General features: G+C 73.0%; 21 protein-coding genes. 15 read left to right on the plus strand and 6 right to left on the minus strand.

Annotated features, from left to right (window positions below; all coding sequences use genetic code 11):
* The first annotated feature begins 49 nt into the window (after positions 1–49).
* The 3 genes from AB0K12_RS27465 to AB0K12_RS27475 are packed head-to-tail and all read left to right on the plus strand — an operon-like array spanning position 50 to position 3,183.
* On the plus strand, positions 50–379 hold the full coding sequence (locus AB0K12_RS27465) for a YciI family protein (RefSeq protein ID WP_364567012.1): 330 nt from the start codon (positions 50–52) through the stop codon (positions 377–379).
* On the plus strand, positions 376–1,737 hold the full coding sequence (locus AB0K12_RS27470; RefSeq protein ID WP_364567015.1) for a sigma-70 family RNA polymerase sigma factor: 1,362 nt from the start codon (positions 376–378) through the stop codon (positions 1,735–1,737). The genes AB0K12_RS27465 and AB0K12_RS27470 overlap by 4 nt, the downstream gene beginning before the upstream one ends.
* Positions 1,738–1,797: 60 nt before the next feature.
* The gene (locus tag AB0K12_RS27475) at positions 1,798–3,183 is read left to right on the plus strand and encodes a sulfatase-like hydrolase/transferase (RefSeq protein WP_364567018.1); all 1,386 of its coding nucleotides are present in this window, start codon (positions 1,798–1,800) and stop codon (positions 3,181–3,183) included.
* Positions 3,184–3,185: 2 nt separating this feature from the next.
* Here AB0K12_RS27475 and AB0K12_RS27480 read toward each other — a convergent pair whose 3' ends face one another.
* The 3 genes from AB0K12_RS27480 to AB0K12_RS27490 are packed head-to-tail and all read right to left on the minus strand — an operon-like array spanning position 3,186 to position 5,384.
* Positions 3,186–4,241: a protein kinase family protein gene (locus AB0K12_RS27480; RefSeq protein WP_364567022.1), complete on the minus strand. Its 1,056-nt coding sequence runs from the start codon at positions 4,239–4,241 to the stop codon at positions 3,186–3,188.
* A gap of 7 nt (positions 4,242–4,248) precedes the next feature.
* On the minus strand, positions 4,249–4,416 hold the full coding sequence (locus AB0K12_RS27485; RefSeq protein ID WP_364567024.1) for a hypothetical protein: 168 nt from the start codon (positions 4,414–4,416) through the stop codon (positions 4,249–4,251).
* Positions 4,413–5,384 (minus strand): helix-turn-helix domain-containing protein, encoded by a 972-nt coding sequence (locus AB0K12_RS27490; RefSeq protein ID WP_364567027.1) that lies wholly within the window; start codon positions 5,382–5,384, stop codon positions 4,413–4,415. Before AB0K12_RS27490 ends, AB0K12_RS27485 begins: the two co-directional genes overlap by 4 nt.
* 103 nt (positions 5,385–5,487) lie before the next feature.
* On the opposite strand from AB0K12_RS27490, the gene AB0K12_RS27495 reads away from it, so the two are divergent.
* From AB0K12_RS27495 to AB0K12_RS27505, 3 genes are read left to right on the plus strand one after another with little or no spacing between them, the layout of a single operon-like run.
* A complete protein-coding gene (locus AB0K12_RS27495) occupies positions 5,488–6,420 on the plus strand; it encodes an NADP-dependent oxidoreductase (RefSeq protein WP_364567030.1) in 933 nt (310 codons plus the stop codon).
* 55 nt (positions 6,421–6,475) lie between these two features.
* Positions 6,476–9,604, plus strand: coding sequence for an AAA family ATPase (locus AB0K12_RS27500; protein ID WP_364567509.1), 3,129 nt, complete (start codon positions 6,476–6,478; stop codon positions 9,602–9,604).
* Between the two features lie 3 nt (positions 9,605–9,607).
* On the plus strand, positions 9,608–10,486 hold the full coding sequence (locus AB0K12_RS27505) for an alpha/beta fold hydrolase (RefSeq protein WP_364567033.1): 879 nt from the start codon (positions 9,608–9,610) through the stop codon (positions 10,484–10,486).
* Between the two features lie 59 nt (positions 10,487–10,545).
* Here AB0K12_RS27505 and AB0K12_RS27510 read toward each other — a convergent pair whose 3' ends face one another.
* Positions 10,546–11,316 (minus strand): SDR family oxidoreductase, encoded by a 771-nt coding sequence (locus tag AB0K12_RS27510; RefSeq protein ID WP_364567036.1) that lies wholly within the window; start codon positions 11,314–11,316, stop codon positions 10,546–10,548.
* A 41-nt stretch (positions 11,317–11,357) separates the two neighbouring features.
* Here AB0K12_RS27510 and AB0K12_RS27515 point away from each other — a divergent pair, with 41 nt between their 5' ends.
* The 3 genes from AB0K12_RS27515 to AB0K12_RS27525 all read left to right on the plus strand — a co-directional run bounded on the left by AB0K12_RS27515 (position 11,358) and on the right by AB0K12_RS27525 (position 15,145).
* Complete coding sequence (locus AB0K12_RS27515; RefSeq protein ID WP_364567039.1) at positions 11,358–11,978, plus strand: helix-turn-helix domain-containing protein; 621 nt, start codon at positions 11,358–11,360, stop codon at positions 11,976–11,978.
* 186 nt (positions 11,979–12,164) lie between these two features.
* Positions 12,165–14,510: a beta-galactosidase gene (locus AB0K12_RS27520; protein WP_364567042.1), complete on the plus strand. Its 2,346-nt coding sequence runs from the start codon at positions 12,165–12,167 to the stop codon at positions 14,508–14,510.
* Entirely contained in the window at positions 14,507–15,145 is a 639-nt protein-coding gene (locus AB0K12_RS27525) for a bifunctional 4-hydroxy-2-oxoglutarate aldolase/2-dehydro-3-deoxy-phosphogluconate aldolase (protein WP_364567045.1), read from the plus strand. The genes AB0K12_RS27520 and AB0K12_RS27525 overlap by 4 nt, the downstream gene beginning before the upstream one ends.
* An 80-nt stretch (positions 15,146–15,225) precedes the next feature.
* Here the strand turns inward: AB0K12_RS27525 and AB0K12_RS27530 are convergent, their stop codons facing one another.
* On the minus strand, positions 15,226–15,945 hold the full coding sequence (locus AB0K12_RS27530; protein ID WP_364567048.1) for a FadR/GntR family transcriptional regulator: 720 nt from the start codon (positions 15,943–15,945) through the stop codon (positions 15,226–15,228).
* Positions 15,946–16,126: 181 nt separating this feature from the next.
* Here AB0K12_RS27530 and AB0K12_RS27535 point away from each other — a divergent pair, with 181 nt between their 5' ends.
* Genes AB0K12_RS27535 through dgoD form a run of 6 tightly spaced genes read left to right on the plus strand, consistent with a single transcriptional unit; the run spans position 16,127 to position 22,356 of the window.
* Positions 16,127–17,458: an ABC transporter substrate-binding protein gene (locus tag AB0K12_RS27535; protein WP_364567051.1), complete on the plus strand. Its 1,332-nt coding sequence runs from the start codon at positions 16,127–16,129 to the stop codon at positions 17,456–17,458.
* A gap of 1 nt (position 17,459) precedes the next feature.
* Positions 17,460–18,341, plus strand: coding sequence for a sugar ABC transporter permease (locus tag AB0K12_RS27540; RefSeq protein WP_364567054.1), 882 nt, complete (start codon positions 17,460–17,462; stop codon positions 18,339–18,341).
* Complete coding sequence (locus AB0K12_RS27545; protein ID WP_364567057.1) at positions 18,338–19,210, plus strand: carbohydrate ABC transporter permease; 873 nt, start codon at positions 18,338–18,340, stop codon at positions 19,208–19,210. Before AB0K12_RS27540 ends, AB0K12_RS27545 begins: the two co-directional genes overlap by 4 nt.
* Before the next feature lie 13 nt (positions 19,211–19,223).
* Positions 19,224–20,462, plus strand: a complete 1,239-nt coding sequence (locus AB0K12_RS27550; protein WP_364567060.1) for a cellulase-like family protein — start codon at positions 19,224–19,226, stop codon at positions 20,460–20,462.
* Positions 20,459–21,196, plus strand: a complete 738-nt coding sequence (locus AB0K12_RS27555; RefSeq protein WP_364567063.1) for an SDR family NAD(P)-dependent oxidoreductase — start codon at positions 20,459–20,461, stop codon at positions 21,194–21,196. The genes AB0K12_RS27550 and AB0K12_RS27555 overlap by 4 nt, the downstream gene beginning before the upstream one ends.
* A 14-nt stretch (positions 21,197–21,210) precedes the next feature.
* Positions 21,211–22,356: a galactonate dehydratase gene (dgoD, locus tag AB0K12_RS27560; protein WP_364567066.1), complete on the plus strand. Its 1,146-nt coding sequence runs from the start codon at positions 21,211–21,213 to the stop codon at positions 22,354–22,356.
* 52 nt (positions 22,357–22,408) lie between these two features.
* Here the strand turns inward: dgoD and AB0K12_RS27565 are convergent, their stop codons facing one another.
* Positions 22,409–24,625, minus strand: a complete 2,217-nt coding sequence (locus AB0K12_RS27565) for a BTAD domain-containing putative transcriptional regulator (protein WP_364567069.1) — start codon at positions 24,623–24,625, stop codon at positions 22,409–22,411.
* Positions 24,626–25,015: the final 390 nt, after the last annotated feature.

Here is a 25,015-nt window from a genome sequence, read left to right on the forward strand (position 1 = left end):
GACGGATCCCGTTCGTCACTAGGGTGAACCACGATCCGAGGAGCATGTGATGAAGTACATGATGTTCGTCTGCGACGACCCCCAGCCCGACACCGACAGGGAGAACCTGCCGGACATCGAGGCGTGGGTGGCCGAGAACGACGCGCGCGGGCGGCGGCTGCAGGGGTCGGCGCTGGCGCCGGAGTCGGCGGCGACCACCGTCCGGGTGCGCGACGGTGAGCTGATTCTCACCGACGGGCCCTTCACCGAGACCAAGGAGATGATCGTGGGCTTCGACCTGCTCGAATGCGCCGATCTGGACGAGGCGATCGAGGTCGCCCGTACCCATCCGATGGCCAGGGAGGGCCGGCTGGAGCTGCGCCCGTTCATGGACCTGTGACGACCCGACCTGCGACGACCCTGGAGAGCGTGGCGGCGGAGGCGTACCCGCGCATCGTCGCCACGCTCATCCGGGTCACCGGCGACTGGACTCTGGCCGAGGACTGCGCGCAGGAGGCGATGGTCAGCGCCGTGCAGCGATGGCCTCGCGACGGCGTTCCCGGCAATCCGGGCGGGTGGCTGATGACGGTCGCGCGCAACCGCGCGATCGACACGCTGCGCCGCGCGTCGGTGGAGCGCCGCAAGCTGGAGGAAGTGGCCGCGCTCGCGGAGACCACCGATCCCGTCATCGAGGAGGACGTTTTGGACGATCGGCTGCGGCTGATCTTCACCTGCTGTCATCCGGCGCTGGCGCTGGAGGCGCGGGTGGCGCTGACGCTGCGGACGATCTGCGGGGTGCCGACCGCGGACCTCGCCCGGGCCTTCCTGGTCACCGAGTCGACCATGACCCGCCGTCTGACCAGGGCCAAGAGCAAGATCACGGCGGCGCGGATCCCGTACCGGGTGCCGCGCGGCCCCGCGCTCGGTGAGCGGCTGCCCGGGGTGCTGTCGGTGCTTTATCTGCTGTTCACGCAGGGCTACAACGCCGACGGCGAACCGGCGTTCGCCGAGGAGGCGATCCGGCTGGCGCGGCTGCTGCGGCGGCTGATGCCGGGGCAGGACGAGGTGGCGGCGCTGCTGGCGCTCTTCCTGCTGCAGCGCTCCCGGCACGCGGCCCGCCGCGACGCGGGCGGTGAGCTGCTGCCCCTCGACCGCCAGGACCGCTCTGTCTGGGACCGCGAGGCCATCGCGGAGGCCCTCGCCATCCTGGCCGCCCTGGAAGGAGCCGACCGGCCCGAGGACTCTCGGCGCCTCAATGCGCCCGACGGCCGGGACCGTGTCGCGGTGTGCGGTCCGTACGAGCTGCAGGCCCGGATCGCCGCCTGCCACGCCACCGCGCCGTCGGTGGCCGGCACGGACTGGGCGCGGATCGCGCGCTGCTACGACGAGCTGGCCCGCATCCGCTCCACCCCGGTCGTCGAGCTGAACCGCGCCGTCGCCCACGGCTACGCGCACGGCCCCCGTGCGGGCCTCGCGGTGCTGGCCGGCGCCCGTGCGGGCGGCGAGCTGGACGGCCACCCGCTGGCCCTCGCCACCGAGGCCGACCTCACCGGGAAACTCGGCGACCACGACCGCGCCGCCGACCTGTTCCGCCAGGCCGCCGCCGTCGCCCACACCGACACGGAACGCCGCGCCCTGCTCGCCCGCGCGGCGGACAGCGCGGCGGACAGCGCGGCGGACAGCGCGGCGGACAGCGCGGCGGACAGCGCGGCGGAGGGGCGGCGGAGGGGCGGCGGAGGGGCGGCGGAGGGGCGGTAACAGCCGGGAAACAGAGCCGGGGCCAGAGTCGGGACCGTCACCCGGAGAAAGGACGGTTCCATGCGTGGCCTCAGCAGGAGAGGGGTTCTGGCGGCGGGGGCGGCGGCGTTCGCGGCGCCCGCGGCGGTCCGGGAGCGGCCGTTCCGTGCCGCCCGGCTCACCGAACGCCCCTCGCGCCCCAACATTCTGTTCATCTTCGCCGACGACCTGGGCTGGGCGGATCTCGGCTGTTACGGCGCGCCGGAGATCCGCACGCCGCACCTGGACGCGCTCGCGGGCCAGGGCGTGCGCTTCACCCACGGGTACGCCGCCTCGGCGGTCTGCTCGCCGACCCGGCTCGCGCTCTACACCGGCCGCCACCCGGGCCGTCTGGAGGCGGGCCTGCTGGAGCCGATCCCCGGCCCCGGCGCGGGCGTCGGCCTGCCCGTCGATCATCCGACGCTGGCCTCGCTGCTGAAGCAGGCCGGGTACGCCACCGCCATGTTCGGCAAGTGGCACTGCGGCTTCCTGCCGGACTACGGCCCGGTCAAGTCGGGCTGGGACACGTTCTTCGGCAACATGGGCGGCGCCGTCGACTACTTCTCCAAGATCAGCGGGAACGGCGAGACGGACCTGTACGAGGGCGAGGTGCCGGCGGAGTCGCTGGAGTACTACACGCGGACGGTGTCGGACCGGGCGGCGGCCTTCATCAGGGACCACAGCGAAGGCCCGTGGCTGCTCAACCTCAACTACACCGCCCCGCACTGGCCGTGGGAGGGCCCCGGCGACCGGGCCGTCAGCGACGACCTCACCCGCCGCATCACCGAGGGCCAGGAGCAGGGGCAGATCCTGGCGCACAACGACGGCGGGTCGCTGGGCACGTACCGGACGATGGTCGAGGCGATGGACGCCGGCATCGGCCAGGTGCTGCGGGCGCTGGCCGACAGCGGCAGGCAGGACGACACCCTGGTCGTCTTCTCCAGCGACAACGGCGGCGAGCGCTGGTCCTACCTGTGGCCGCTGACCGGCTCGAAGGGGCAGCTCAACGAGGGCGGCATCCGCGTGCCGACCATCGTCCGCTGGCCCGCCGCGATCGGCGGCGGCCAGGTGAGCGACGTCCCGGTCGTCACACAGGACTGGACGGCGACGCTCCTGGACGCCGCCGGCGTCGAGCCGGACGCGCGCTACCCGCTCGACGGCCACAGCCTCATCCCCTACCTCCTGGACGGCGCGCAGCCACCGCAGCGCGACCTGTTCTGGCGCATGCGACGCGCGGGCGCGCTGCGCCGCGGGAGGTGGAAGTACCTGCGCGTCCAGGACCAGCAGACCCGGCACCTGCTGTACGACGTGACCGCCGACCCCCGCGAACGGGCCAACCGCGCCGCCCACGAGGAGGACCTCGTCGCGCAGCTCAGCGCCGCCTGGGACGCGATCGACGCCGAGCTGGAGGACTATCCCACGGGCTGACGTCAGTCGATGGGCAGGGCGAGCCGGTCGGCCACCTGGCGGAGCCGCTCCAGCGGGTACGGCGTCGTCCTGCGCTCGGTCTGCAGTTCGTAGTAGAAGTCGTTGAGGACGGTGACCAGCGGGCTGTCCCGTGCCACCAGCTCCTCGACGCCGCCGGGCACGCCGGTCACCGGCTCCCCCGACGCCCATCGCCGTATCCGCGCGCGCCCTTCCGCCCAGCCGCCGCCGTGGATGGTGCGGGTCAGCCAGTTCACCAGGTATGCCAGCGTGTAGGTGCGGTCGTACGTGCGGTGCCGCTCGTAGAAGGCCCGCTCCTCGGCCGAGAGGTCGAACGCGGACGACACGGCCAGCCCGAAGTCGCTCAGGTAGAACTCGCGCCCGTCGGTGAGGAAGTTCTCGAAGTGCGCGTCGAAGTGGAGGAGGCCCGCCGCGTTCATGAACGACACGGTCTCGCGCAGCCTCCGGTCCGCGACGGCGGCGGCGCGGTCGGCGTCGCCGGCGCGGACCTGCTCCTCCATCCAGCGGTCCAGGTTCGAGGGGAGGTACTCCATGAACAGCGTCAGCCGCGCCGGCGCCTGCGCCAGCGCCTCGAGGCGGCGGCGCACGCCCGGCGCGCCTTCCCAGAACGTGACCACGCGATCGATGTCGGCCAGCTCCTCGTACAGCGGGAGCGGCTCGGGGTCGGGCAGCACCCGCCAGTGGTACAGCAGCGGGAAGCCGGGGAAGCGGCCGGCCAGGACCCATTCGGTGGTCATCGTGTGGGCGGCCAGCTCGCGCCAGGCGCCGAAGCCGGGCCCGCCGATGCCGTACTGGCAGAAGGGCGGCAGCCCGAACAGGTTGGCCGTGGAGCGCGGGTGGCGCAGATCCAGCTCGGTGAGGGGGACGCGTTTGACGAAGACGGACCTGCCGCCGACCTCCAGCCGTGCGGAGGCCCCGCCGATGCCGGTGCCGAGCGGCACCGCCTCGCGCTCCAGTAACGCGGCGAGCCGCCGGTCGTCGTAACGGGCCAGGGCGGTCGAGACGTCTCGGTGGCGGGTCAGCCGGGATTCCATCACCATGGTCACCCTAGAGCAGGCCGCGTTCCATCGCGGTCATGACCGCCGCCGTACGGCCGGAGACGCCGAGCTTCTGGCCTGGTGATGACGTGATCTCCGTGGGCGGGCGCGCGTTCCTCGACGGCGGGGACCGGCCCGGCAGGCGGAGACGCTCGCCGAGGCCGGGAACAGACTTCATGCGGGCTCTGGCGCGTGGTGGGCGCGCCGGTAGGCCAGGGGCGACAGGCCCAGGTACGCGTAGAAGTGCTTCCTCAGCGTCACGGGGTCGCCGAAGCCGCAGGCGGTGGCGATGCGGGCGACGGGCAGATCGGTCGACTCCAGGAGCAGGCGGGCGTGGGACAGCCGCCGCTGTGCCAGCCACTTCAGCGGGCTGCTGCCCACCTCGCCGCGGAAGCGCCGGGTGAAGGTGCGCACGCTCATGTTCGCGTGCCTCGCCATGTCCTCCAGTGTGATGGGGTCGGCCAGGCGGTCCAGCGCCCACTGCCGGGTGGCCGAGGTGGAACGGTCGGTGTCCTGCGGCACCGGATGCTCGATGAACTGCGCCTGCCCGCCCTCGCGCCACGGCGCCACCACGCAGCGCCGGGCGGCGGCCGAGGCCACCGCCGCGCCGTGGTCGAGGCGGACCAGGTGCAGGCAGAGATCGATGCCGGCCGCCCCGCCCGCGGAGGTCAGGATGCGTCCGTTGTCCACGAACAGCACGCCGGGATCGACCTCGACCTGGGGGAACAGTCGCGCGAGCGCGTCGCACAGCGCCCAGTGCGTGGTGGCCCGCCGGCCGTCCAGCAGGCCGGCCGCGCCGAGCAGGAACGCGGAGGTGCACAGGCTGACGACGCGGGCCCGCGGCCCGATCCTGGCCAGCGCGGCGGCGACGTCGCCGGGCAGCGCGCCGGTCTCGAGCAGCTCCTTGCTCGGCTCCTGCGTGGCGAGCACGACGGTGTCGGCGCTCTCCAGCAGCGATTCGTCGTGGTCCACGACGATCTGGTAGTCCTCGTGCGTACGGACCGGCCGGCCGCCGATGGAGCAGGTGCTGACGGAGTAGAGGCGGGTGCCGTCGGAGGTGCACGCCTCGTTGAACACCCGGGCCGGGATGCCCAGGTCGAGCGGCAGCACTCCGTCGAGGGCGAGGACGGCGACACGATGCGGCATGGCCGGAATAGTACGGTAGCTGACCTTCCGGCCACTCACCCGCCTCCCCCATGGCCCGCCACTCTGGTGTCCGCCCCATTGAAGACGACATGAGGAGGACATCATGCGGGCTGTCACCATCAAGGAGTTCGGCGGACCCGAGGTGCTGACCGTCGAGGACGTCGCCCGTCCCGAGCCGCTGCCGACCGAGGTGCTGGTACGCGTGCACGCCGCCGGGGTCAATCCGGTGGACTGGAAGACCCGCCTGGGTCACGGCATGGCGGGGCTGCAGACGTTCCCGCTGATCGTGGGCTGGGACGTCTCGGGCGTCGTGGAGGAGGCGGGCTTCGGCGTCACCACGCTCAGGCCGGGCGACGAGGTGTACGGCATGCCGTGGTTCCCGCGCGCCGCCGGCGGCTACGCCGAGTACGTGACCGCCCCGGCCCGCCAGTGGGCCCGCAAGCCGGCCACGGTCGATCACGTGCACGCGGCCGCCGTGCCGCTGGCGGCGCTGACCGCCTGGCAGGCCCTGGTCGACACCGCCCAGGTGCGGGCCGGTCAGCGCGTGCTGATCACGGCCGCCGCCGGCGGGGTGGGCCACTTCGCGGTGCAGTTCGCCCGGCACCTGGGCGCCCGCGTGATCGCCACCGCCAGCGCTCCGCGTCACCCCTGGCTCAAGGAGCTCGGCGCCGAGCAGACCATCGACTACACCGCCACCCGCGTCGAGGACGCCGCCGCGGACGTGGACGTCGTCATCGACCTGGTGGGCGACGCGAGCCCCCGGACGCTGAAGGTCCTGCGCCCCGGCGGGCTGCTGGTCGGCGTCCCCGGCGGGGTCTCCCCCGAGCTGGCCGAGGCGGGCGCGGCGGCCGGCGTGCGCACCACGCCGTTCCTGGTCGAGCCGGACGGTCCCGCGCTGGCCACGATCGCCGGCCTGATCGACGCGGGGCAGGTCGCCGTCGAGGTGGAGGAGACCTTCCCGCTGGAGCGGGCCGCGGCGGCGCACCTACGCGGCGAGGCCGGCCGTACGAGGGGGAAGCTCGTCCTGACTACTTAGACTGTTCTGTAACCCGCGCGTTGACAACGTCTACTTCGACCCGGCCAACGCCCACCTGCGCCGGGCGCCGCGCGACGAGCACGAGCGGCTGCGTTGGGAGGGCGGCAAGCTGGTGTTCGACGACAGCATCGCGCCCATCCACCGGGCCGGGCAGGCGGTGCTGTGGGAGGGCGGCCACCGCATCGACGGCAACCTGCTGCTGGAGCCCGCGCCGGGGCACACCCCCGGCTCGTCCGTGCTCACCCTGCGCTCGGGAGGCGACCGCGCCGTCTTCGTGGGCGACATGCTGCACAGTCCCGTCCAGGTGCTCGACCCCCAGTGGAACAGCTGCTTCTGCGACGACCCACCGCTCGCGGCCAAGACCCGCCGCGCCTACCTCGATCGCGCCGCCGACCGGCGCGAGCTGGTCTTCCCCGCGCACTGGCCGGGGCACGGCGCCGCCGAGGTGCGCAAGGACGGCGACGGCTTCGCCATCGTCGAGTGGGCCGCGTTCTCCCCCGAGCGACGGACGCCCCTACAGTGTCCTTCCGTGCTCTACGGAAGAACGGCGGAGGTCAGCGCGCTCGACGAGGTGATCGCGTGGGCGCGCGACGGCTCAGGCGGCGCGGTGGTCGTCCGGGGCGCGGCCGGCACGGGCAAGACCGCCCTGCTCGACGCGGCGGCCGCGCGCGGCGGCGCGATGCGGGTGCTGCGGACCACGGGCGTCGAGTCGGAGTCCGACCTCGCGTTCGCGGCGCTGCACCAGGTGCTCTGGCCGGTGATCGGGGCGCTCGGCGCGCTGCCCGAGCCGCAGCGGCTCGCCGTCGGCGCGGCCCTGGGCCTTGAGCCGGGCGGGGGCGACCGCTTCCTGGTGGGTGCCGGGGTGCTGTCGCTGCTGGCGGAGGCGGCCGCGCCCGACGGGCTGATCTGCGTGATCGACGACTTCCAGTGGATCGACCGGGCCTCGGCCGACGCGCTGCTGTTCGCCGCCAGGCGGCTGGCGACCGAACGCGTCGCGATGCTGCTCGCCGTACGCGGCGACGCCCCGGTGAAGGGGGTGCCGCGGACGCTGGACGTACGGGGGCTGCCCGAGTCCGCCGCGGACGAGCTGCTGCGGGACCGCCACGCCGAGCTGTCCGCCCGCGTGCGGCGGGAGCTCGTGACGCTGACCGGCGCGAACCCGCTCGCCCTGCACGAGATCGTCGCCCGGCTGACGCCCGCGCAGCTCGCCGGGGACGAGGCGCTGCCCGACCCGCTGCCCGGTGGCGCCCGCCTCTTCGGCGACCAGGTCGCGTCCCTGTCGCCCGCCGCCAGGCTGATCGGTCTGGTCGCCGCCGTGGAGGCCGATCTTCCCCTGGTGCTGAGCGCCGCCGAGCGGCTGGCGGGCGGGCAGGCGCTGGCCGAGCTGGAGGAGTCCGGGCTGGCCGAGGTGGCGGGAGCGACCGTGCGGTTCCTCCATCCGCTCGTCCGCTCCGCGATCCATGAGGCGGCCTCTCCCGCCGACGTCCGCCGGGTGCACGCCGTGCTGGCGGAGCTGGCCTCCGACGACCGCCGCGCCTGGCACCTCGCGGGCGCCGCGCTGGGCCAGGACGAGCAGGTCGCCGCCGCGCTGGTGGCCGCCGCCGACCGGGCGCGCGAGCGCGGCGGGTACGGGGTCGCCGCCATGGCCCTGGCCAGGGCCGCCGAGCTGACCCCCGAGCCGCGGGCGCGTGCCGTACGGCTCAAGGATGCCGCCGTCGCGGCCTGGCTCGGCGGACGCCCCGGTCAGGCGCAGTCGTTGCTGGCCGAGGCGCGCGAACGCGCCGGTGAGGACGTGGGCCTGGCGATGGAGGTCGCCCGGCTGCGCGGCCGGTTCGAGCTGAACTCGGGCGACGCCGCCGAGGCCGTACGCATCCTGGCGGCGGGCGACACCCTGGACATGCTGGCCGACGCCGCCGAGGCGGCCTCGTACGTCGGCGACACGGCGGCCATCGTCGCGCTGGGCCGGCGGGCGGCGGCGCACCCCGAGGGGTTCCTGCGCGACACGGTGGCCGGGGTCGGCCTCACGCTGGACGGCGACGCGGAGGGGCCTGGCCTGCTGCGGCGGGCGCTGTCCCACGCCGGCGAGCTGGAGGACGCGGCCGAGCACCTGTGGGCCGCGGCCGCGGCCAGCTACCTGGGCGAGAACGACCTGGCCGCCGAGATGGCCGAGCGGGCCGGGCGGGTGGCCAGGGTGTCGGGGATGAGCGGGCAGCTGCCGGTCGTGCTGGAGTTCGTCGCGACGGCGGAGCGCATGGCCGGCCGGCTGGCGAGCAGCCAGGCGCTCTCCGAGGAGGGCCTTGAGCTGGCGCGCGAGGCCGGCTACACCAACACCGTCGCCGCCCACCTCGCCAACCTGGCGGCGGTGGCGGCGCTGCGCGGCGAGGAGGAGGAGTGCGAGCGGCAGGCCCGCGCCGCGCTGGCCATCGCGATCCCGCACCGGGTGGGGATGCGCGCGGGGGTGGCGTCGTACGCGCTGGCGCTGCTCGATCTGTGCCTCGGCCGGTACGCGGCGGCGCACGACCGCTTCCACACCATCGTCACGGCGGGACCGGGGGCCGGGCATCCCACCGTCGTGTCGCGGTCCATCCCTGATCGGATCGAGGCCGCCGTGGGCGCGGGTGACGAGGAGGGCGCGCGGGCGACGCTGGCCGCGTACGAGCGGTGGTCGGCGAACGCCGCCACGCCCGAGTCGCACGCCCTGCTGGCCCGCTGCCGCGGCCTGGTCGAGGGGTCGTCCGGCGCCTTCGCCGAGGCGCTGCGGCTGCACACCAACCCGTTCGAGTCGGCCAGGACGGCGCTGCTGCTGGGCGAGCGGCTGCGCAGGTCGCAGCGGCCCGGCGAGGCGCGGGCTCATCTGCGGGCGGCGTGGGAGACCTTCGAGCGGGCGGGCGCGCGGCCGTGGGCGCGGCGGGCGCAGGAGGAGCTGCGGGCGGCCGGCGAGAGCGGGCAGGCCCCGCCCGCCGACGTGCTCGACGTGCTGACGCCGCAGGAGCTGCGCATCGCGGGCCTGGTCGCCGACGGGTTGTCCAGCAAGGAGATCGCCGCCCGGCTCTTCCTGAGCCCGCGTACGGTCGAGTACCACCTGTACAAGATGTATCCGAAGCTGGGCATCAGCTCGCGTACTGACCTCGCGCGGCTAGTAGTCCTACGGAAGGCACCCGTAACCGGCGACGGCAAGCTGTGAGTCATGCAAAACGTGAACATCTGGAGTGAAGAGTTCGGCGCCGCCACCGACGAGCCGATCCTGCTGATCATGGGCTCGATGTCGCAGGGCGTGCTGTGGCCGGACGAGTTCGTCGGCCTGCTGACCGCCGGAGGGCGCCGGGTCGTCCGCTACGACCACCGCGACACCGGCAGGTCCGACACCGTCGACTTCGAACAGGCGCCCTACACCTGGGACGACATCAAGAACGACGTCTACCGCGTGATGGACGCCCACGGCCTGGACAGCGCCCACCTGGTCTGCCACTCCGCAGGCGGGCTGCTCGGCCAGTACATCGCGGTCGAGGCGCCCGAGCGGGTGCGCTCGCTGACCGTCATCGGCTCCTCCCCGCTCGGCGGCGGCGAAGGCGCAGTGATCATGCGGGCGCTCATGGGCGAGCCCCAGCCCGAAGGCAGCCTGCCAGAGCCCACGCCCGAGTTCGTGGCGTTCTTCCGCACGCTGCTCACCACCCCACCGCCCACCGACCGGCGCACGCAGATCGACCTCATGATCGCCGAACAGCGCGTCCTGCACGGCACCGCCCTGCCCTTCGACGAGGACGCCGCCCGCCGCCTCCAAGAACGCGTCTACGACCGGGCCCGCGACCTGACCGCGACGGCCAACCACCGGCTGGCCGCCGCCGCCGAACCCGACTTCGAGCCGGTGGGCGTGCTCCACCAGGTCAAGGCCCCCACGCTGGTCATCGAAGGCAGCCACGAGCCGGCCAAACCGGGGCACGGCGCGCTCATCGCCGAGCAGATCCCCGACGCGCGGCTGATGATCGTGCAGGGCATGGGCCACACCCTGCCGCCCGAGGTGCACGATGAGCTGGCCGCCGCCATCCTCACGCACACGGCCGGGTGACGCGCGTGCGGGGCTCGGTTCCAGCCGCTGCCGACGGAGGGCGGCCGGAACCGGCCGCGTCAGGCGCGCGGGCCGAGGAACAGGCCGCCGCTGGCGTCGATGACCTGGCCGGTGATCCAGCGGGCGGCGTCGGAGGCGAGGAACGCGACCACGTCCGCCACGTCGCCGGCGTCGCCGAGGCGGCCGAGCGCCGTCGATCCCGCGATGACGTCGGCCAGGCCGGGCGCCTCGAAGACGGCGCCGTTGGCGGGCGTCCTGGTGGCGCCGGGGGCGACCGCGTTCACCGTGATGCCCCTGGCGCCGAGCTCGTTGGCCAGGGTCAGGCTCATCGTCTCGATCGCGCCCTTGGTCATGGCGAAGGACGTCTGCGCCGGGTTGGCCATGCGGGTCGCGACGGACGAGATGGTGACGATGCGTCCGCCGTCGCGCAGCAGCGGCAGTGCCCGCTGGACGATGAAGTACGGCGCCCGCACGTTCACCGCGAAGAGGTGGTCGAACTCGGCCCTGGTCGTGACGCCGAGGGGCCCGGCGGGCTGGGCCGCCGCGTTGTTGACCACGATGTCGAGCGGCCGCCCCGCCAGGCCCTTCTCGACGCCTTCGAAGAGCGTCTCGACGTCGCCGTCCGCCCCTAGCTCCGCCTGGACGGCGAGCGCGGTCCCGCCCGCGCGCTCGATCGCGCCGACCGTCGCCGCCGCGCCGTCCGCGTCCCTGCCGTAGTGCACGAGCACCGTCGCTCCCCCGGCCGCCAGCCGGGTCGCGATCGCCTGGCCGATGCCGCGCGACGCGCCGGTCACCAGAGCCGTCCTGCCGGTCAGATCCCTCACGCTCACCCCAAAGTGGTAGTAACTATCAGGATGGTAGTGTCTATCACGTGTCAGCACAGCACTCAACCCTCCGGGCCCGCCGCCGGGCCCAGACACAGCGCACGATCCAGGCCCACGCGATCCGGCTGTTCAGCGAGCGCGGTTACGACGCGACGACCATGAACGACGTCGCCGAGGCGGCAGGGGTGTCACCCATGACCCTCTACCGGCACTTCCCCACCAAGGAGGACCTCGTCCTGATCGACCAGCACGGTGAGCTCATCGCCGAGCGGATCGCCACGTCACCCCCCGGACAGCCCCTGGCCCGCCGCATCGGCGGCGCGCTCGTCGCCGCGGCCGCCGCCCTGGCCGGCGACGACGTGCCGGCGGAGCGGCGGACCCTGCTCGTCCGCCTCCAGCTCATGATCTCCACGCCCGCGCTGCGCGCCAGGCACCTGGACAACCAGTACGCGCTCCAGCGGGCCATCATCGACGCCCTGGGCGACGAGGCCGCCGACCCCGACCGGGCGTTCCAGGCGCAGGCGGCGGCCGGCGCCTGCCTGGCCGCCCTGCACACGGCGCTGGTGCGCTGGGCCGAGGACGAAGGCCGCGCCGACCTGCCCGCCCTCATCGCCAAGGCGCTCGATGCCGTCTTCGGCGACGACGGCATCGGCCGCCCTGCCCCATAGTCCCGGTCGTGTACCACCGGCATACCGGCGGCCCCCAGGGTGCGGGCGCGGTCGTTCTGGCTGACTGGCCTGGCCGGGCGAGGTCGCACGCACCGGCGTCGTGCCCGTCCGCCCCAACTAGTAGTATTTTTTTGCTCAGTCGTAGTACCGTACGGCGGTTGTACGACCCTGAGGAAAGGTGCAGCTGTGCGACGAATCGGCGTCCCGGGCGAGACTCCTCCGCCGCTCGGAGGCCATCTGCGGCTGGGTGATCCGCCCGGTGCGCCCGATGCGATCACCGTGAACTCCCGCCACCTGAGCAGGGGCGGCGTGCCGTGGTTCCCGATCATGGGCGAGTTCCACTACGGGCGCTTCCCGGCGGCCGAGTGGCGGGAGGAGCTGCTGAAGGTGCGGGCGGGCGGGGTGACGGTGGTCTCCACGTACGTCTTCTGGAACCTGCACGAGGAGCGGCGCGGCGTCTTCGACTGGAGCGGCGACCGGGATCTGCGGCGGTTCGTGCGCACGTGCGCCGGCCTGGAGCTGGACGTGGTGGTGCGGATCGGGCCCTGGGGGCACGGCGAGTCGCGCAACGGCGGGTTCCCCGACTGGGTGCTGGAGGCCGATTGCGTGCCGCGTACCGATGATCCCCGCTACCTCGACCTCGTCCGGCCGCTGTTCGGGCAGATCGGCGGCCAGTTGTCCGGGCTGACCCGCGAGCACGGCGGGCCGGTGGTGGCGGTGCAGGTGGAGAACGAGCTGTACGACCAGCCCGGCCATCTCGTCACGCTCAAGCGCATGGCGCGGGAGGCGGGCATCGACGCGCCACTGTGGACCGCCACCGGGTGGGGGCACGCGCAGCTTCCGGCGGACGAGCTGATCCCGCTGTTCGGCGGGTACTCCGAGGCCGCGTGGGACACCGCGCACGACGGCTGGCCGCAGCAGAGCAGGGCCCACTACTTCTTCGGCCCGGGCCGCGACGACGACTCCATCGGCGCCGACCTGCGGACGACCGAGGTGACCGGCTCCGACGAGAGCCATCTGGCGCGCTACCCGTTCGCCACCTGCGAGCTGGGCGGCGGCATGTACACCTCCTACCACCGCAGGCCGATCGTCGAGGCGGCCGACATCGCCGCGCTCGGCCTGGTCAAGCTGGGCAGCGGCTCGGTGTGGCAGGGCTACTACATGTACCACGGGGCGTCCCAGAAGATCGGCGCGCTGTCCACGCTGCAGGAGTCGCACGCCACCGGCTACCCGAACGACTGCCCGGTCGTCAGCTACGACTTCCAGGCGCCGCTCGGCGAGTACGGCCAGTTCCGCGAGTCGTTCCGGCACCTGCGGCGGCAGCACCTGTGGCTGGCGAGCGACGGGCCCGGCCTCGCCACCATGACGCTGGTCATGCCGCAGGACGCGCCCGATGACCCGGCCGACCGGGACACCCTGCGCTGGTGCGTACGCTCCGACGGCCGCTCCGGCTTCCTGTTCGTCAACGCTCACCAGCCCGTCGAGACGCTGCCCGCCCACGAGGACGTGCGGTTCGCGGTCGAGCTGGACGGTCGCGAGCTCGTCGTCCCGCGCGAGCCGGTGACGGTGCCGTCCGGCGCGCACTTCGTGTGGCCGCTCGCCCGGCCGGTCGGCGGCGCCACGCTACTCGCCGCCACCGCGCAGCCCATGGGCGTGGTGGACGCCGGCGTCCACGTGTTCTTCCAGACCGCCGGCATCCCGGTCGAGCTGGTCTTCGACGCCGCCACCGTCACCGGGGTCGAGGGGCCCGCGACGGTGTCGCGCGACGGCGACCGGCTCGTGGTCACCGATCTCACGCCGGGCACCGGCTGCCTGCTGCGGCTCCGCGACGCCTCCGGTGGCCGCGCGGCCGTCCTGGTGCTGGACGCCGCAAGTGCCTTGAGCGCGGCGGCGGGCCGGCTCTGGGGTGTGCGGCGGCTGGTGCTGAGCGAGCGGCCGGTGGTGATCGAGGACGACCGGCTGGTGGTGTACGGCGCGGGCTCCTCGGACGTGCGGGTCTTCCCCGCGCCGGCCGGTGCTCCCCGGGCCGACGGCGTGTTCGGGCTGCTGCCCGCCGCCGCCGAGGTGCCCGGGGTCCCCGAGGTGAAGGTGGAGGAGGTCCGGCAGGCCGGTCCGGCCAGGGAGCCGGTGATCGACCCCGCGTCGGGACGGGCCTCCGCGCCCACCGACACCGACTTCGAGCAGGCCGCCGTCTACCGTGTCACCGTCCCGGCCGAGGCGTTCGCGGGTGAGGACGAGGTGCTGATGCGGCTCGACTGGACCGGCGACGTGGGCCGCGCCTACGTCGGCGGCCGTCTGGTGGCCGACCAGTTCTGGTACGGGCCCGCGTGGGAGATCGGGCTGCGCCGCTTCCGCGACGAGGTGCTCGAGCACGGCATCGAGGTACGGTTGCTGCCGCTGCGCGCGGACGCCCCCGTGTTCGTCTCGCCGCAGGTGCGGCCTGCCGTGTATCCGGGCGGCTCCGTGCTGGAGCTGCGCTCGGTCACCCTCGTCCCCGTGCCCCGTACGGTGCTCACCCAGGAGGAATCATGACGACGCTGGACGATGCGCTGGCCGCGCTGCCCGTCATCGCCATCATCAGGGCCGCCGAGGCGCGCCACCTCGACGCCGCGCTGGAGACGCTGGCCGGCTCCGGGGTGCGGGCGATGGAGGTCACCATGCCGACGCCCGGCGCGGAGGCGGCGATCCGGCGGGCGGCCGGGCTGCCGGGGGTGGCGGTCGGGGCGGGCACCGTCCTCGACGCGGACTCCGCGCGCCGTGCCGTGGACGCGGGCGCCGGCTACCTCATCACGCCCGCCGTGCTCCCCGAGGTGATCGCCGAAGGGCGGCGGCTCGGCGTGCCGGTCCTGCCGGGGGCCTTCACGCCGACGGAGATCGTCCAGGCGTGGTCGCAGGGCGCCGCCCTGGTCAAGGTCTTCCCGGCGGGTGCGGCGGGCGGCCCCGCCTACATCAGGGACGTCCGCGCCCCGCTCCCGCACATCCCCCTGGTGCCCACGGGCGGCATCGGCATCGACGACGTCCCCGCCTACCTGCGGGCCGGCGCCCGAGCCGTCGGCATGGGCTCCCCGCTGCTCGGCGACGCCTGCGCCGACGGCGACATGGCGGCCCTGACGTCGCGCGCCAAGCGCCTGATCGACGTGATCGCACGCAGCGGCGCGGACGGCTGAGCCGGCGGGATGGACGGGCGGGGGCGCGGTGGGCCTGGTGGCGGGCGGCGGGGGTGACGGTGCCGCTCGCGACCGCCGGCTCAGCGGTCGGCCTGTTCCCCGTGGACCTTCTTGGCGAGGTCGACGTCGGCGATCGAGCGTTCGATGAGGGCGCGCATCGCGGTCTCGGCCGCCTTGGCGCGCTGCTTGCGTACGGCGAGCAGGACCTCGGCGTGCTTGTCGGCGGACTCGCTGGTGAGCGTGGCGTGCACGAACTGGTCGCGCAGCCGCAGGCCCGCCTCGATGGCGGTGGCCATCTGGGCCATCAGCTCGTTGTGCGCGGCCCGCAGCAGGGCGTGGTGGAAGGCCAGGTCGGCCTCGACGTGATCGGCGGCCGGCCGGCCCGCCGCCGCTCGCATGGCCGCCAGCGCGTCCTCCAGGTCGGCGAGGTCGCGGTCGGTGCGGCGCAGCGCCGCCATGCGGGCCACGGCGGGCTCGACGGTCAGCCGCACCTCGCCCAGCTCGTCGAGGAACGTCTCGTCCACGCGGTCGGCGAAGCGCCAGCGCAGCACGTCGGCGTCGAGCAGCGCCCACTGCTCGCGGGGCGCGACGAAGGTGCCGCGCCGGGGCCGGGCCCCCACCAGGCCCTTGGCGGCCAGGACGCGCAGCGCCTCGCGCACCGCCGTCCTGCTCACCGAGAACCGCTCCTGCAGCGCCGCCACGTCGAGGTCGTCGTCGGGGACGAGCTCGCCGTTGACGATGGCCGTGCCGAGACTGCTGACCACCCGGTCGTGCGCGCCGGACCTCCCGATCTCCGTCATGGCGGAATCATGCCACGCCCGCACTCCAGGCCACCGCCCCCAAGATCGCCGATATCGCCTCTAAGCATACTAGTGTAAAAAGTAATCGTACTTTTTATTGACTTCTCGCGAACTCTGGGGGCATCCTGCGAGACGAAGTCCCGCATCCGGGCACCTCACACCCCCAACGAAGGAGTCGACGATGAGCGACCTGACGCGGCGGAGCTTCCTGCGTCGAACCGGGATGATCGGCGGCGGCCTGCTCGCCGCGCCGGTGCTCAGCGCCTGCGGCGGCAGCGACGGCGGCCCCGCGGTCACGTCGGGCGCCGTCACGATCAACTTCTGGACGCACGACCCCGGCTACGTGAAGACCTTCACCGAGTCGGCCAAGCGGCTGACCGGCAAGCCCGACGGCGCCTTCGACTACACGGTCAAGGCCACCCAGGCCGACAGCGAGGCCCTGGTCACCAAGATGATCTCGCAGGGCGCGGCCGGCACCGGCACCCCCGACATGATCGGCATCGTGATCAGCGTCTTCCCCCGGATGATGACCGGCGGCATCGGCAGGCAGCTCCTGCTCGACCTCGACAGCGTGATCGCCCCCGTCAAGGACGACCTGCTGCGCACGGCGCCGTACACGATCGACGGCAAGCTGTACGCGCTGGAGTCCGACACCTGCCTCAGCGTCCTGTACTACCGCGAGGACGAGTTCAAGAAGAACGACATCCCCGAGGACGTCGGCACCTGGGAAGAGCTGGCCGAGATCGGCGCCCGGCTGCACAAGAAGACCGGCAAGTCGCTCGGCACGGTCGCCACGGGCGACAACACCTCGATCACCAACGCGTTCCTGCAGCTGCTGCTGCAGCGCGGCGGCGGCTACTTCGACCAGGGCGGCAACCTCATCCTGGACTCCCCCGAGGCCGTCGAGGTGCTCGACTTCATGGTCAAGGGCGTGGCCAGCGGCTTCCTGCTGGCGCTGCCCGACCCGTACGGCGCCCCCAACACCGCGGCGCTGAAGAACGACAAGCTCATCGCCACCGTCATGCCGAACTGGTACAACGTCTACGGCCTGCAGACCAACGTGCCCGAGCAGAAGGGCAAGTGGCGGATGCGCACGCTGCCCAAGTTCGCCGGCGGCGGCCACCTCTCCTCCAACCTCGGCGGCACCGGCTTCGCCGTGCTCAAGGACAAGCCCAACACCACGGCCTCCACGGAGCTGCTCAAGCAGACCTACCTCACCAAGGAGGGCCAGCTGCTCCGCTTCCAGCAGGGCGGCTTCCTGCCCACGCTCAAGTCGCTCTACCAGGACGACGACTTCCTCGGCTTCGAGGACGAGTATCTGGGCGGGCAGCGGCTGTTCGACGTCTACACCCCCGCCTCGCAGGACAGCCCGGTCTTCTACCAGAACTCCCAGCTGAACGTGCTCATCGAGGCGCTCGGCGGCCCCGCGCTCGAGGCGCTGCAGGGCAAGAAGACACCCGCCGAGGTGATCAAGGAGGCGACGGCCGCCTTCGCCGGCAAGAAGGGCGACTGAGGTGCTGTCCGCCGGAACGCGGCGCACGCTCGCGCCGTACGCCTTCATCTCGCCGTTCTACGTCCTGTACACGCTGTTCCTCATCGTCCCGATCGGCGTCGGCGCCTACCTCAGCCTGACCGAGTGGGCCGGGCTCGGCACCCCGCTCTGGGTGGGACTGGACAACTACGCCCGGCTGTTCGGCGACGAGAGCTTCCTCACCGCGGTCGTCAACACCGTCCTGTACGTGCTGTTCTCGGTGTGCGTCGTGGTGCCGGCCGCGCTGCTCATCGCCCAGGCGCTGAACGTCCGCGGCCTGCGCGGGCGCGACTTCTTCCGGCTGACGTTCTTCATCCCCGTCGTGCTGTCGCCGATCATCATCGCGCTCGTCTTCACGCTCTTCTACGACCGCGAGTACGGCCTGTTCAACGCCGCGCTGCGGGGCTTCTTCGGCTGGGGCGGCATCGACTGGCTGGGCGAGCCCTCCTGGGCGAAGGCCAGCGTGATGCTGCTGGTGCTGTGGCGCTGGACCGGCTATCTGACGATCTTCTTCCTGGCGGGCCTGAAGAACATCCCGCGCGAGCTGTACGAGGCCGCCGGCATCGACGGCGCGGGCCGGGTGCACAGCTTCTTCAACGTCACGCTGCCCATGCTCAAGCCCGTCACCGCGTTCGTCGCCGTCACCGTCATGGTGGGCACCGCGCAGATCCTTGAGGAGCCGATGCTGCTGACCAAGGGCGGGCCGGGCGAGGCGACGCTGTCGGTGGCGATGTTCATCTACCGGGAGGCGTTCACCCGCCAGCAGCTCGGTTACGCCGCGGCGGCCGGGGTCGTGATGTTCGCCATCGTCTTCGTCATCGGCCGCACCGCCAACTCGCTGCTCGGGGTGGGGAGGGAACGATGAGCGCCCGGCAGACCCGGAGCCTGGCGGCGGGCCCCACCGGGAAGGGCCCGGCCTCCCGCCGGCCACGGCTGGTGTACGTGCTGCTGATCGCCCTCGTGGTGATGTTCGTGCTGCCGCTGCTGTGGGCGCTCAGCTCGTCGTTCAAGCGGCGCGGCGACATCTTCACCTACCCGCCGCAGCCGCTGCCGTCGCCGTTCACGCTGGAGAACTACACCCGCCTGCTGGAGACGCAGCCGTTCTGGGGCTGGTTCGCGACCAGCACGATCGTGGCCGTGGTGTCGACCGCGGTGTCGGTGTTCGTGTGCGCGCTGGCCGGGTTCGCCTTCGCGAAGTACCGCTTCCGCGGCAAGCGGCTGCTGTTCGACGTGATGTTCAGCTCCATGGCCGTGCCGTTCGCGGTGATCGTGGTGCCGTTGTTCGTCATCCTCATCAAGGCCGGCGTCACGAATGTCTACTTCAGCCTGATCGTGCCCTGGGTCGCGCCCGCGTTCGGCATCTTCATGATGCGCCAGTACGCCGAGCAGGCCGTGCCCGACTCGGTGCTGGAGGCGGCGCGCATCGACGGCGCGTCGGAGTTCGGGCTGTTCGTGCGGGTGGTGCTGCCGCTGCTGCGGCCCGCGCTCGGCGCGCTGGCCGTGTGGAGCTTCCTCAACAGCTACAACAGCTTCTTCTGGCCGCTCATCGTGGTCTCCGACCCCGCCCAGTACACGCTGCCGCTGGGCATCCAGTCGCTGTACGCCGCCGAGGCCCGCCAGGTGGACCTGGTGCTGGCCGCGAGCGTGCTGGCTGCGATCCCCAGCCTGATCATGTTCATCCTGCTGCGTAAGCAACTGCTCGACGGCCTGACCGCGGGCGCCGTCAAATCCTGAGGGAGCCGACCTGTTGTCCACTTTGACCATCACGCTCTGGGACTTCTCCTGGTACGCCAGGACCGGCCCAGGCGAGCCGTTCGAGGACCTCGACCGCGCCTTCGACGAGGCGGTGGCGCGCGGGTACGACACCGTGCGGATCTGCGCGATGCCGTACCTGCTGTTCGGGTCGGGACTGGACACCTCGGCGCTGACGTTCGCCCCGTTCGGCCGCGGCTACGGCCTCGGCACCCGCTGGTACGACGTGCGCGAGCCGTCCACCCTGGACGGCCGCGCGCACCTGCTGAGGTTGTTCGAGGCGGCCAGGCGGCACGGCTGCCGGGTGATCGTCTCCTCCTGGGAGTACCAGCAGAGCTCCAGTTTCCTGGCCGACCCCGCCTGGTACGAGGCGCTGCGCGCGGTGCCGGCCGAGCGGCGGGCGACCGCGCTGGCCGAGGCGCTCGCCGGCCTGGTGGACTTCGTGTCCGGGCACGGGCTGGCCGAGCAGATCGCGTTCGTCGAGCTGCACAACGAGATCCAGGCCACCTGGCTCACCGAGGTGCTCGCGCCGGGCGAGTCCGCGGTGCTGGGGCTGCGGCCGTACCTGGAGAAGGCGCTCGACGTGTTCAAGTCCCGGCATCCCGACGTGCCGGCGACCGTGAACTACGCGCGCGTGCCGCACGGCGAGATGCGCGGCATCCCCGCCAACGTGGACGTCGCCGTCTTCCACCCCTACGTCTACGGCGTGCTGGACGAGCTGATCGAGACGTTCGCGCTGCGCGACCCGAGCGTGCCGTTCCCGCAGGAGCGCGCCCGCCGCGAGCTGCTCCGCCCCGGCGCGCCCGGCCTCGCGGAGTGGCATCCGGAGGAGGAGTGGCGCGGCGCGGCCACGGTGGTGCCGCCGCGCGAGGTGTACCTGCACGACTGGTGCGACCCGGCCCTGTTCGACCGCTGGCTGTACGACCGGTACGCCACCTACCGCCACGGCATGGCCGAGAAGCTGTGCCTGTGGATGGAGGTGGCCGCCGACTGGGCCGCCGCCCGCGAGCTGCCGCTGGTCTTCGGCGAGGGCTGGGTCGGCTACACCCCGCTGCGCGGCACGTTCGAGGAGGGCCCGGTGGGCTCGGAGATCTGCCTGGACGCGGTCCGCCACGCCCGCCGGCTCAGCGCGTGGGGCACGGTGGTCTGCTCGAACGCGGCCCCGCAGCACCCGATGTGGGACGACGTGGAGCTGCAGGTCACCGCCAACCGGATCTTCACGGAGGGCCGATGAGCAGGACCGCCCTGGTCACGGGCGCCGCGTCGGGCATCGGCGCGGCCACCGCGCGCCGCCTGGCAGCGCAGGGCGCACGGGTGCTGGTGGCGGACGTCGCCGACGAGCGGGGCCGCGAGGTGGCCGCGTCGATCGGCGAGCGGGCCGCCTTCCTGCACCTGGACGTGGCCTCCGCCGCCGGCTGGGCGGCCGCCCTTGAGGAGGTGCGCGAGCGGTTCGGCCGCCTGGACGTGCTGCACGCCAACGGGCCGGGCCGGGTCGTGCCCGCCCGCCCGGCCCACGAGATGCCCGAGGCGGACTGGGACCTGCAGATCGACGTCTCGCTCAAGGCGGCCTACCTGGCGGCGCGCACGTTCTGCCCGCTGCTGGCGCAGAGCGCGGGCGCGCTGGTGATCACCTCGTCGGTGCACGCCCAGACCGGCATCCCGGGCTGCGCGCCGTACGCCGCCGCCAAGGGCGGGCTGCAGTCGCTGACCAGGCAGCTCGCCGTCGAGTACGCGCCCCGCGTCCGCGTCAACGCCGTCGTGCCCGGCCCGATCATGAGCCCCGCCTGGGACGACATCGACCAGGCGGGCCGCGACGCGACCATCGCCGAGACCCCGGCGGGCCGCTTCGGCACCCCGGACGAGGTGGCCGCGGCCGTCGCCTTCCTCGCCTCGCCCGACGCCTCGTTCATCACCGGAGCCTGCCTCAACGTCGACGGCGGCTGGAGCGTCTCCACTACCTCCTCCTAGAACGGAAAACCTGCATGAAGATCGTCTCTCTGGACACCTTCCTCGTCACACCACGCTGGCTGTTCCTGCGGATCCGCACCGACGAGGGCATCACCGGCTGGGGCGAGCCGATCGTCGAGGGCCGGGCGGAGACCGTCCGCGCCGCCGTCGCCGAACTGGCCGACCATCTGATCGGCCAGGACCCGCTGCGCATCGAGGACCACTGGCAGGTCCTCACCAAGGGCGGCTTCTACCGGGGCGGTCCCGTGCTGTCCAGCGCGGTCGCCGGCATCGATCAGGCGCTGTGGGACATCGCCGGCAAGTCCGCCGGGCTGCCCGTGCACCGGCTGCTGGGCGGGCCCGTCCGCGAGAAGGCCCGCATGTACGCCTGGATCGGCGGCGACCGGCCCGCCGAGGTCGCCGAGCAGGCCAAGGCGCAGATCGAGGCCGGATTCACCGCCGTGAAGATGAACGGCTCGGGCGAGCTGACCGCCATCGACACCCCGGCCCGCACGATGGAGGTCGTGCAGCGGGTCGCCGCCGTGCGCGAGGCCATCGGCGACGACCACGACCTGGTGGTGGACCTGCACGGCCGGGCCAGCACGGCGATGGCCAGGCGGCTGCTGCCGCTGCTGGAGCCGTACCTGCCGCTGTTCGTGGAGGAGGCGGTGCTGCCGGAGCACTCGCGCAACCTCGCCGCGCTGGCCGCGGGCACGTCGATCCCGCTCGCCACCGGCGAGCGGCTGTTCTCCCGGTGGGACTTCCGCGACGTCATCGGGCACGGCATCGCGGTCGCGCAGCCGGACGTGAGCCACGCGGGCGGCATCTCGGAGGTGCGCAGGATCGCCGCGATGGCGGAGACGTACGACGTCAGCATGGCCCCGCACTGCCCGCTGGGCCCGATCTCGCTGGCCTCCAGCCTGCAGCTGGCCTTCGCCGTGCCCAACTTCCTCATCCAGGAGCAGAGCGTCGGCATCCACTACAACCAGGGCAACGACGTGCTGGACTACCTGGTGGACCCGGCACCGCTGACCTTCCCCGGCGGCTACGCGACCCGGACGGAACGGCCCGGCCTCGGCATCGAGATCGACGAGGCGGCGGTGGAGCGGGCGGCGCAGCAGGGCCACCGCTGGCGCAGCCCGCTGTGGCGGCATCCCGACGGTTCCTTCGCCGAGTGGTGATCACCCGCCCTGGCGGCCAGGTGATCGTCCGTACGCCGGCGACGGACGCGGGCTACGCCGACGGCCGGACCGCGCCGGCGTCGCAGGACGTCCACAGGCGGGCGCTGTGGAAGAGCGCCTCCTGCCTGATCAGCTGATCGGGCACGGAGGCGAAGCGCTGCCACAGCTCGCGCGCCTGCTGCGGGTGGTGCCGCGCCAGGTGCGGGTGCAGCCGGGCGGCGAGCCGCACGGCGTGGTCGGGCAGGCCGCAGCCGATGCCGAGGTCGACGGCCTCCATCAGCAGCGGCCACTCGCGGTCGAGCCAGCCGGCGGGATCGCGGCGCACCGGCGCCGCGATCGCGCGGACGACCGGGTCGCCGCTCGGGGACGGCGGCGCGGGCGGGCGGTCGTCGGCGCCGTACGTGCCGGCGGGCAGGCGGGAGCGGGCCAGCTCGGCGAGTTCGGCCCATAACGTGAGCACGTGCCGCAGCGCGGCGGGGTATTCCGGGTCCTCGGCCAGCAGGTCGAGGGCGTAGTGGCGGAACAGGTTGAGCATCCGGTAGCGGGGCCGGCCCTGCGGCGACGAGCCCGCGTCCTGGAGCAGCGAGCGGTCCCGCAGCGCCTCGACCAGGTGCTCGGCGCCGACCCTGCGGAGCAGGACGCAGGCCGTCCACTCGGAGAAGGCATGCGGACCGGCCAGGGCCAGGTAGCGGAAGGCGCGCTGCAGCTCGGGGTCGAGCGTGGCGTAGCTGCCGGCGACGGCGGCGCGCAGGTGCGGGTCGCGGCCGACCTGGGTGACGAGGGTGGAGCCTGGCGTCAGCATGTCGGCCGCGTAGGACAGCGACCACGTCACGCGGGTCGCGAGGCGGTCGCCGATGATCCGCAGGGTGAGCGGGATGCCCTCGCACGCGTGGGCGATGCGTTCCGCGGCGCGCTGCTCCCCGCCGACCCGCGCGCCGCCGATGATCCTGCGGAGCAGGTGCAGGGACTCGTCCATGTCGAACGGCTGCAGCTCGAACAGGTGGGCGCCGGGCAGGTGGATGTTCTGCCTGCGGCTCGTCACGACGGCCACGCATCCGGAGGCGCCGGGTAACAGGGGCAGGATCTGCTCGCTGTCCTGCGCGTCGTCGATGAGGACGAGCATGCGCTTGCCCGCCAGGATGGAGCGGAACAGGGCGGCGCCGTCGCTGAGTGTGCAGGGGATGGCCTCCTGCGCCACGCCGAGGGTCCGCAGCAGCTCGTGCACCGTCTCCTCCGGCTCGCGGGGGGTGCCGTCCTCGCGGGTGCCCGGGATGAAGAGCTGGCCGTCGGGGAAGGCGTCGGCCACGCGGTGCGCGGCCAGCACGGCGAGCGAGGTCTTGCCGACGCCGGGCGGGCCGTGCACGTGGACGATGGGCACGGCGGCGCGGTCGGCGCGCTTGAGGATGCCGGCGATCTCGTCGAGCTCTTTCTCGCGGCCGGTGAAGTCCCTCATGGTGGGCGGGAGCTGGCGCGGGACGGGCACGCGGGCGGGGCCGGCAGGAGGCGCGGGAGCCGGCTCGGCGGCGGGCGCGGGCGCGGCTTCGTCGAGCCGCAGGGGCGGCGGCGGGGGCATCAGCAGCGGGTCGTTGGCGAGGATGCGCTGGTGCAGGGCCTGGACCTCGCCCGACGGTTCGATGCCGAGCTCGGTGACCAGCCGCTGGCGGGCGGCGCCGTAGATATCGAGTGCCTCGGCCTGGCGGCCGGCGCGGTAGAGCGCCAGCATGAGCTGGGCGCCGAAGTGCTCGCGCAGCGGGTTGGCCATGACCAGCTCGACCAGCTCGTGGATCACGTCGTCGTGGCGGCCCAGGTGGAGCAGCGCGTCGATGCGGGACTCGAGGGCCTGGAGCCGGATCTCCATCAGGCGGGGCACCTCGGCCCGCAGCAGCGATTGGGCGGGGATGTCGCTGAGCGGGTCGCCGCGCCACAGCTCGAGCGCGGCCGACATCTCCTGCACGCACTCCTGCCATCTGCCCGTGCGCTCGGCCTGGCGGCCGCGCTGGAAGTGCTGGTCGAACAGGCGCAGGTCGAGCTCGTGGTCGGTGAGCTCGATGTAGTAGCCGGGCTCTCTGGTGCCGATGCGGGTGCCCGCGATGGGCCCGATGGAGCGCCGCAGGCGCATGACGTAGGAGCGCAGGGTGGTGCGCGCTCCTGCGGAGGGGGTGCCGTCCCAGACGATCTCGGCCAGCTCGTCGGCGGAGATGACCTGATTCGGCCTGGTCAGCAGCGCGGCTAGGGTGATGCGCTGACGCGCTGAGGGTATCTTGATCACTTCGTGGTCCACAGACACTTCCAAGTGACCGAGCACCCCGAACCGCATGCAGACCTCCAGTGACGCTCTCCCGTGAGGACATCGCCGTGCGCACCGTCGCCGTGGACGCACGACAGCGGCTGCAAAGGCATGTCAGCTGTTCTGCAAGTGCAGATACTACAAGTTTTCTTCACGTATCGGAAAGCGTCGTAGGGAAACTCCACCAATCGTCACTCTGACGTTTTCTGGTCCTTACTCCATGATGCGGGTGAGTGCAACAGCGAACTGCGCAAAAGCGCCGAAGCGGTGTCAAGAGCCCAGGACGTGGGCGGACACCGCCGATCAGGAGCCGCCCGGGAAAGAAGTAGAGAATTAAATCAATGGGTACGCGGAAAGTATGGCGAGAATGTG

The sequence above is a fragment of the Nonomuraea sp. NPDC049419 genome, assembly GCF_040676995.1.
Taxonomy (GTDB): domain Bacteria; phylum Actinomycetota; class Actinomycetes; order Streptosporangiales; family Streptosporangiaceae; genus Nonomuraea; species Nonomuraea salmonea.

Bases quoted from the DNA above. Each gene is read 5' to 3' on its own strand.
- AB0K12_RS27465 (WP_364567012.1), top strand. From the start codon at position 50: ATGAAGTACATGATGTTCGTCTGCGACGACCCCCAGCCCGACACCGAC.
- AB0K12_RS27475 (WP_364567018.1), top strand. From the start codon at position 1,798: ATGCGTGGCCTCAGCAGGAGAGGGGTTCTGGCGGCGGGGGCGGCGGCG.
- AB0K12_RS27480 (WP_364567022.1), bottom strand. From the start codon at position 4,241: ATGGTGATGGAATCCCGGCTGACCCGCCACCGAGACGTCTCGACCGCC.
- AB0K12_RS27485 (WP_364567024.1), bottom strand. From the start codon at position 4,416: ATGAAGTCTGTTCCCGGCCTCGGCGAGCGTCTCCGCCTGCCGGGCCGG.
- AB0K12_RS27490 (WP_364567027.1), bottom strand. From the start codon at position 5,384: ATGCCGCATCGTGTCGCCGTCCTCGCCCTCGACGGAGTGCTGCCGCTC.
- AB0K12_RS27495 (WP_364567030.1), top strand. From the start codon at position 5,488: ATGCGGGCTGTCACCATCAAGGAGTTCGGCGGACCCGAGGTGCTGACC.
- AB0K12_RS27505 (WP_364567033.1), top strand. From the start codon at position 9,608: ATGCAAAACGTGAACATCTGGAGTGAAGAGTTCGGCGCCGCCACCGAC.
- AB0K12_RS27525 (WP_364567045.1), top strand. From the start codon at position 14,507: ATGACGACGCTGGACGATGCGCTGGCCGCGCTGCCCGTCATCGCCATC.
- AB0K12_RS27530 (WP_364567048.1), bottom strand. From the start codon at position 15,945: ATGACGGAGATCGGGAGGTCCGGCGCGCACGACCGGGTGGTCAGCAGT.
- AB0K12_RS27535 (WP_364567051.1), top strand. From the start codon at position 16,127: ATGAGCGACCTGACGCGGCGGAGCTTCCTGCGTCGAACCGGGATGATC.
- AB0K12_RS27545 (WP_364567057.1), top strand. From the start codon at position 18,338: ATGAGCGCCCGGCAGACCCGGAGCCTGGCGGCGGGCCCCACCGGGAAG.
- AB0K12_RS27555 (WP_364567063.1), top strand. From the start codon at position 20,459: ATGAGCAGGACCGCCCTGGTCACGGGCGCCGCGTCGGGCATCGGCGCG.
- dgoD (WP_364567066.1), top strand. From the start codon at position 21,211: ATGAAGATCGTCTCTCTGGACACCTTCCTCGTCACACCACGCTGGCTG.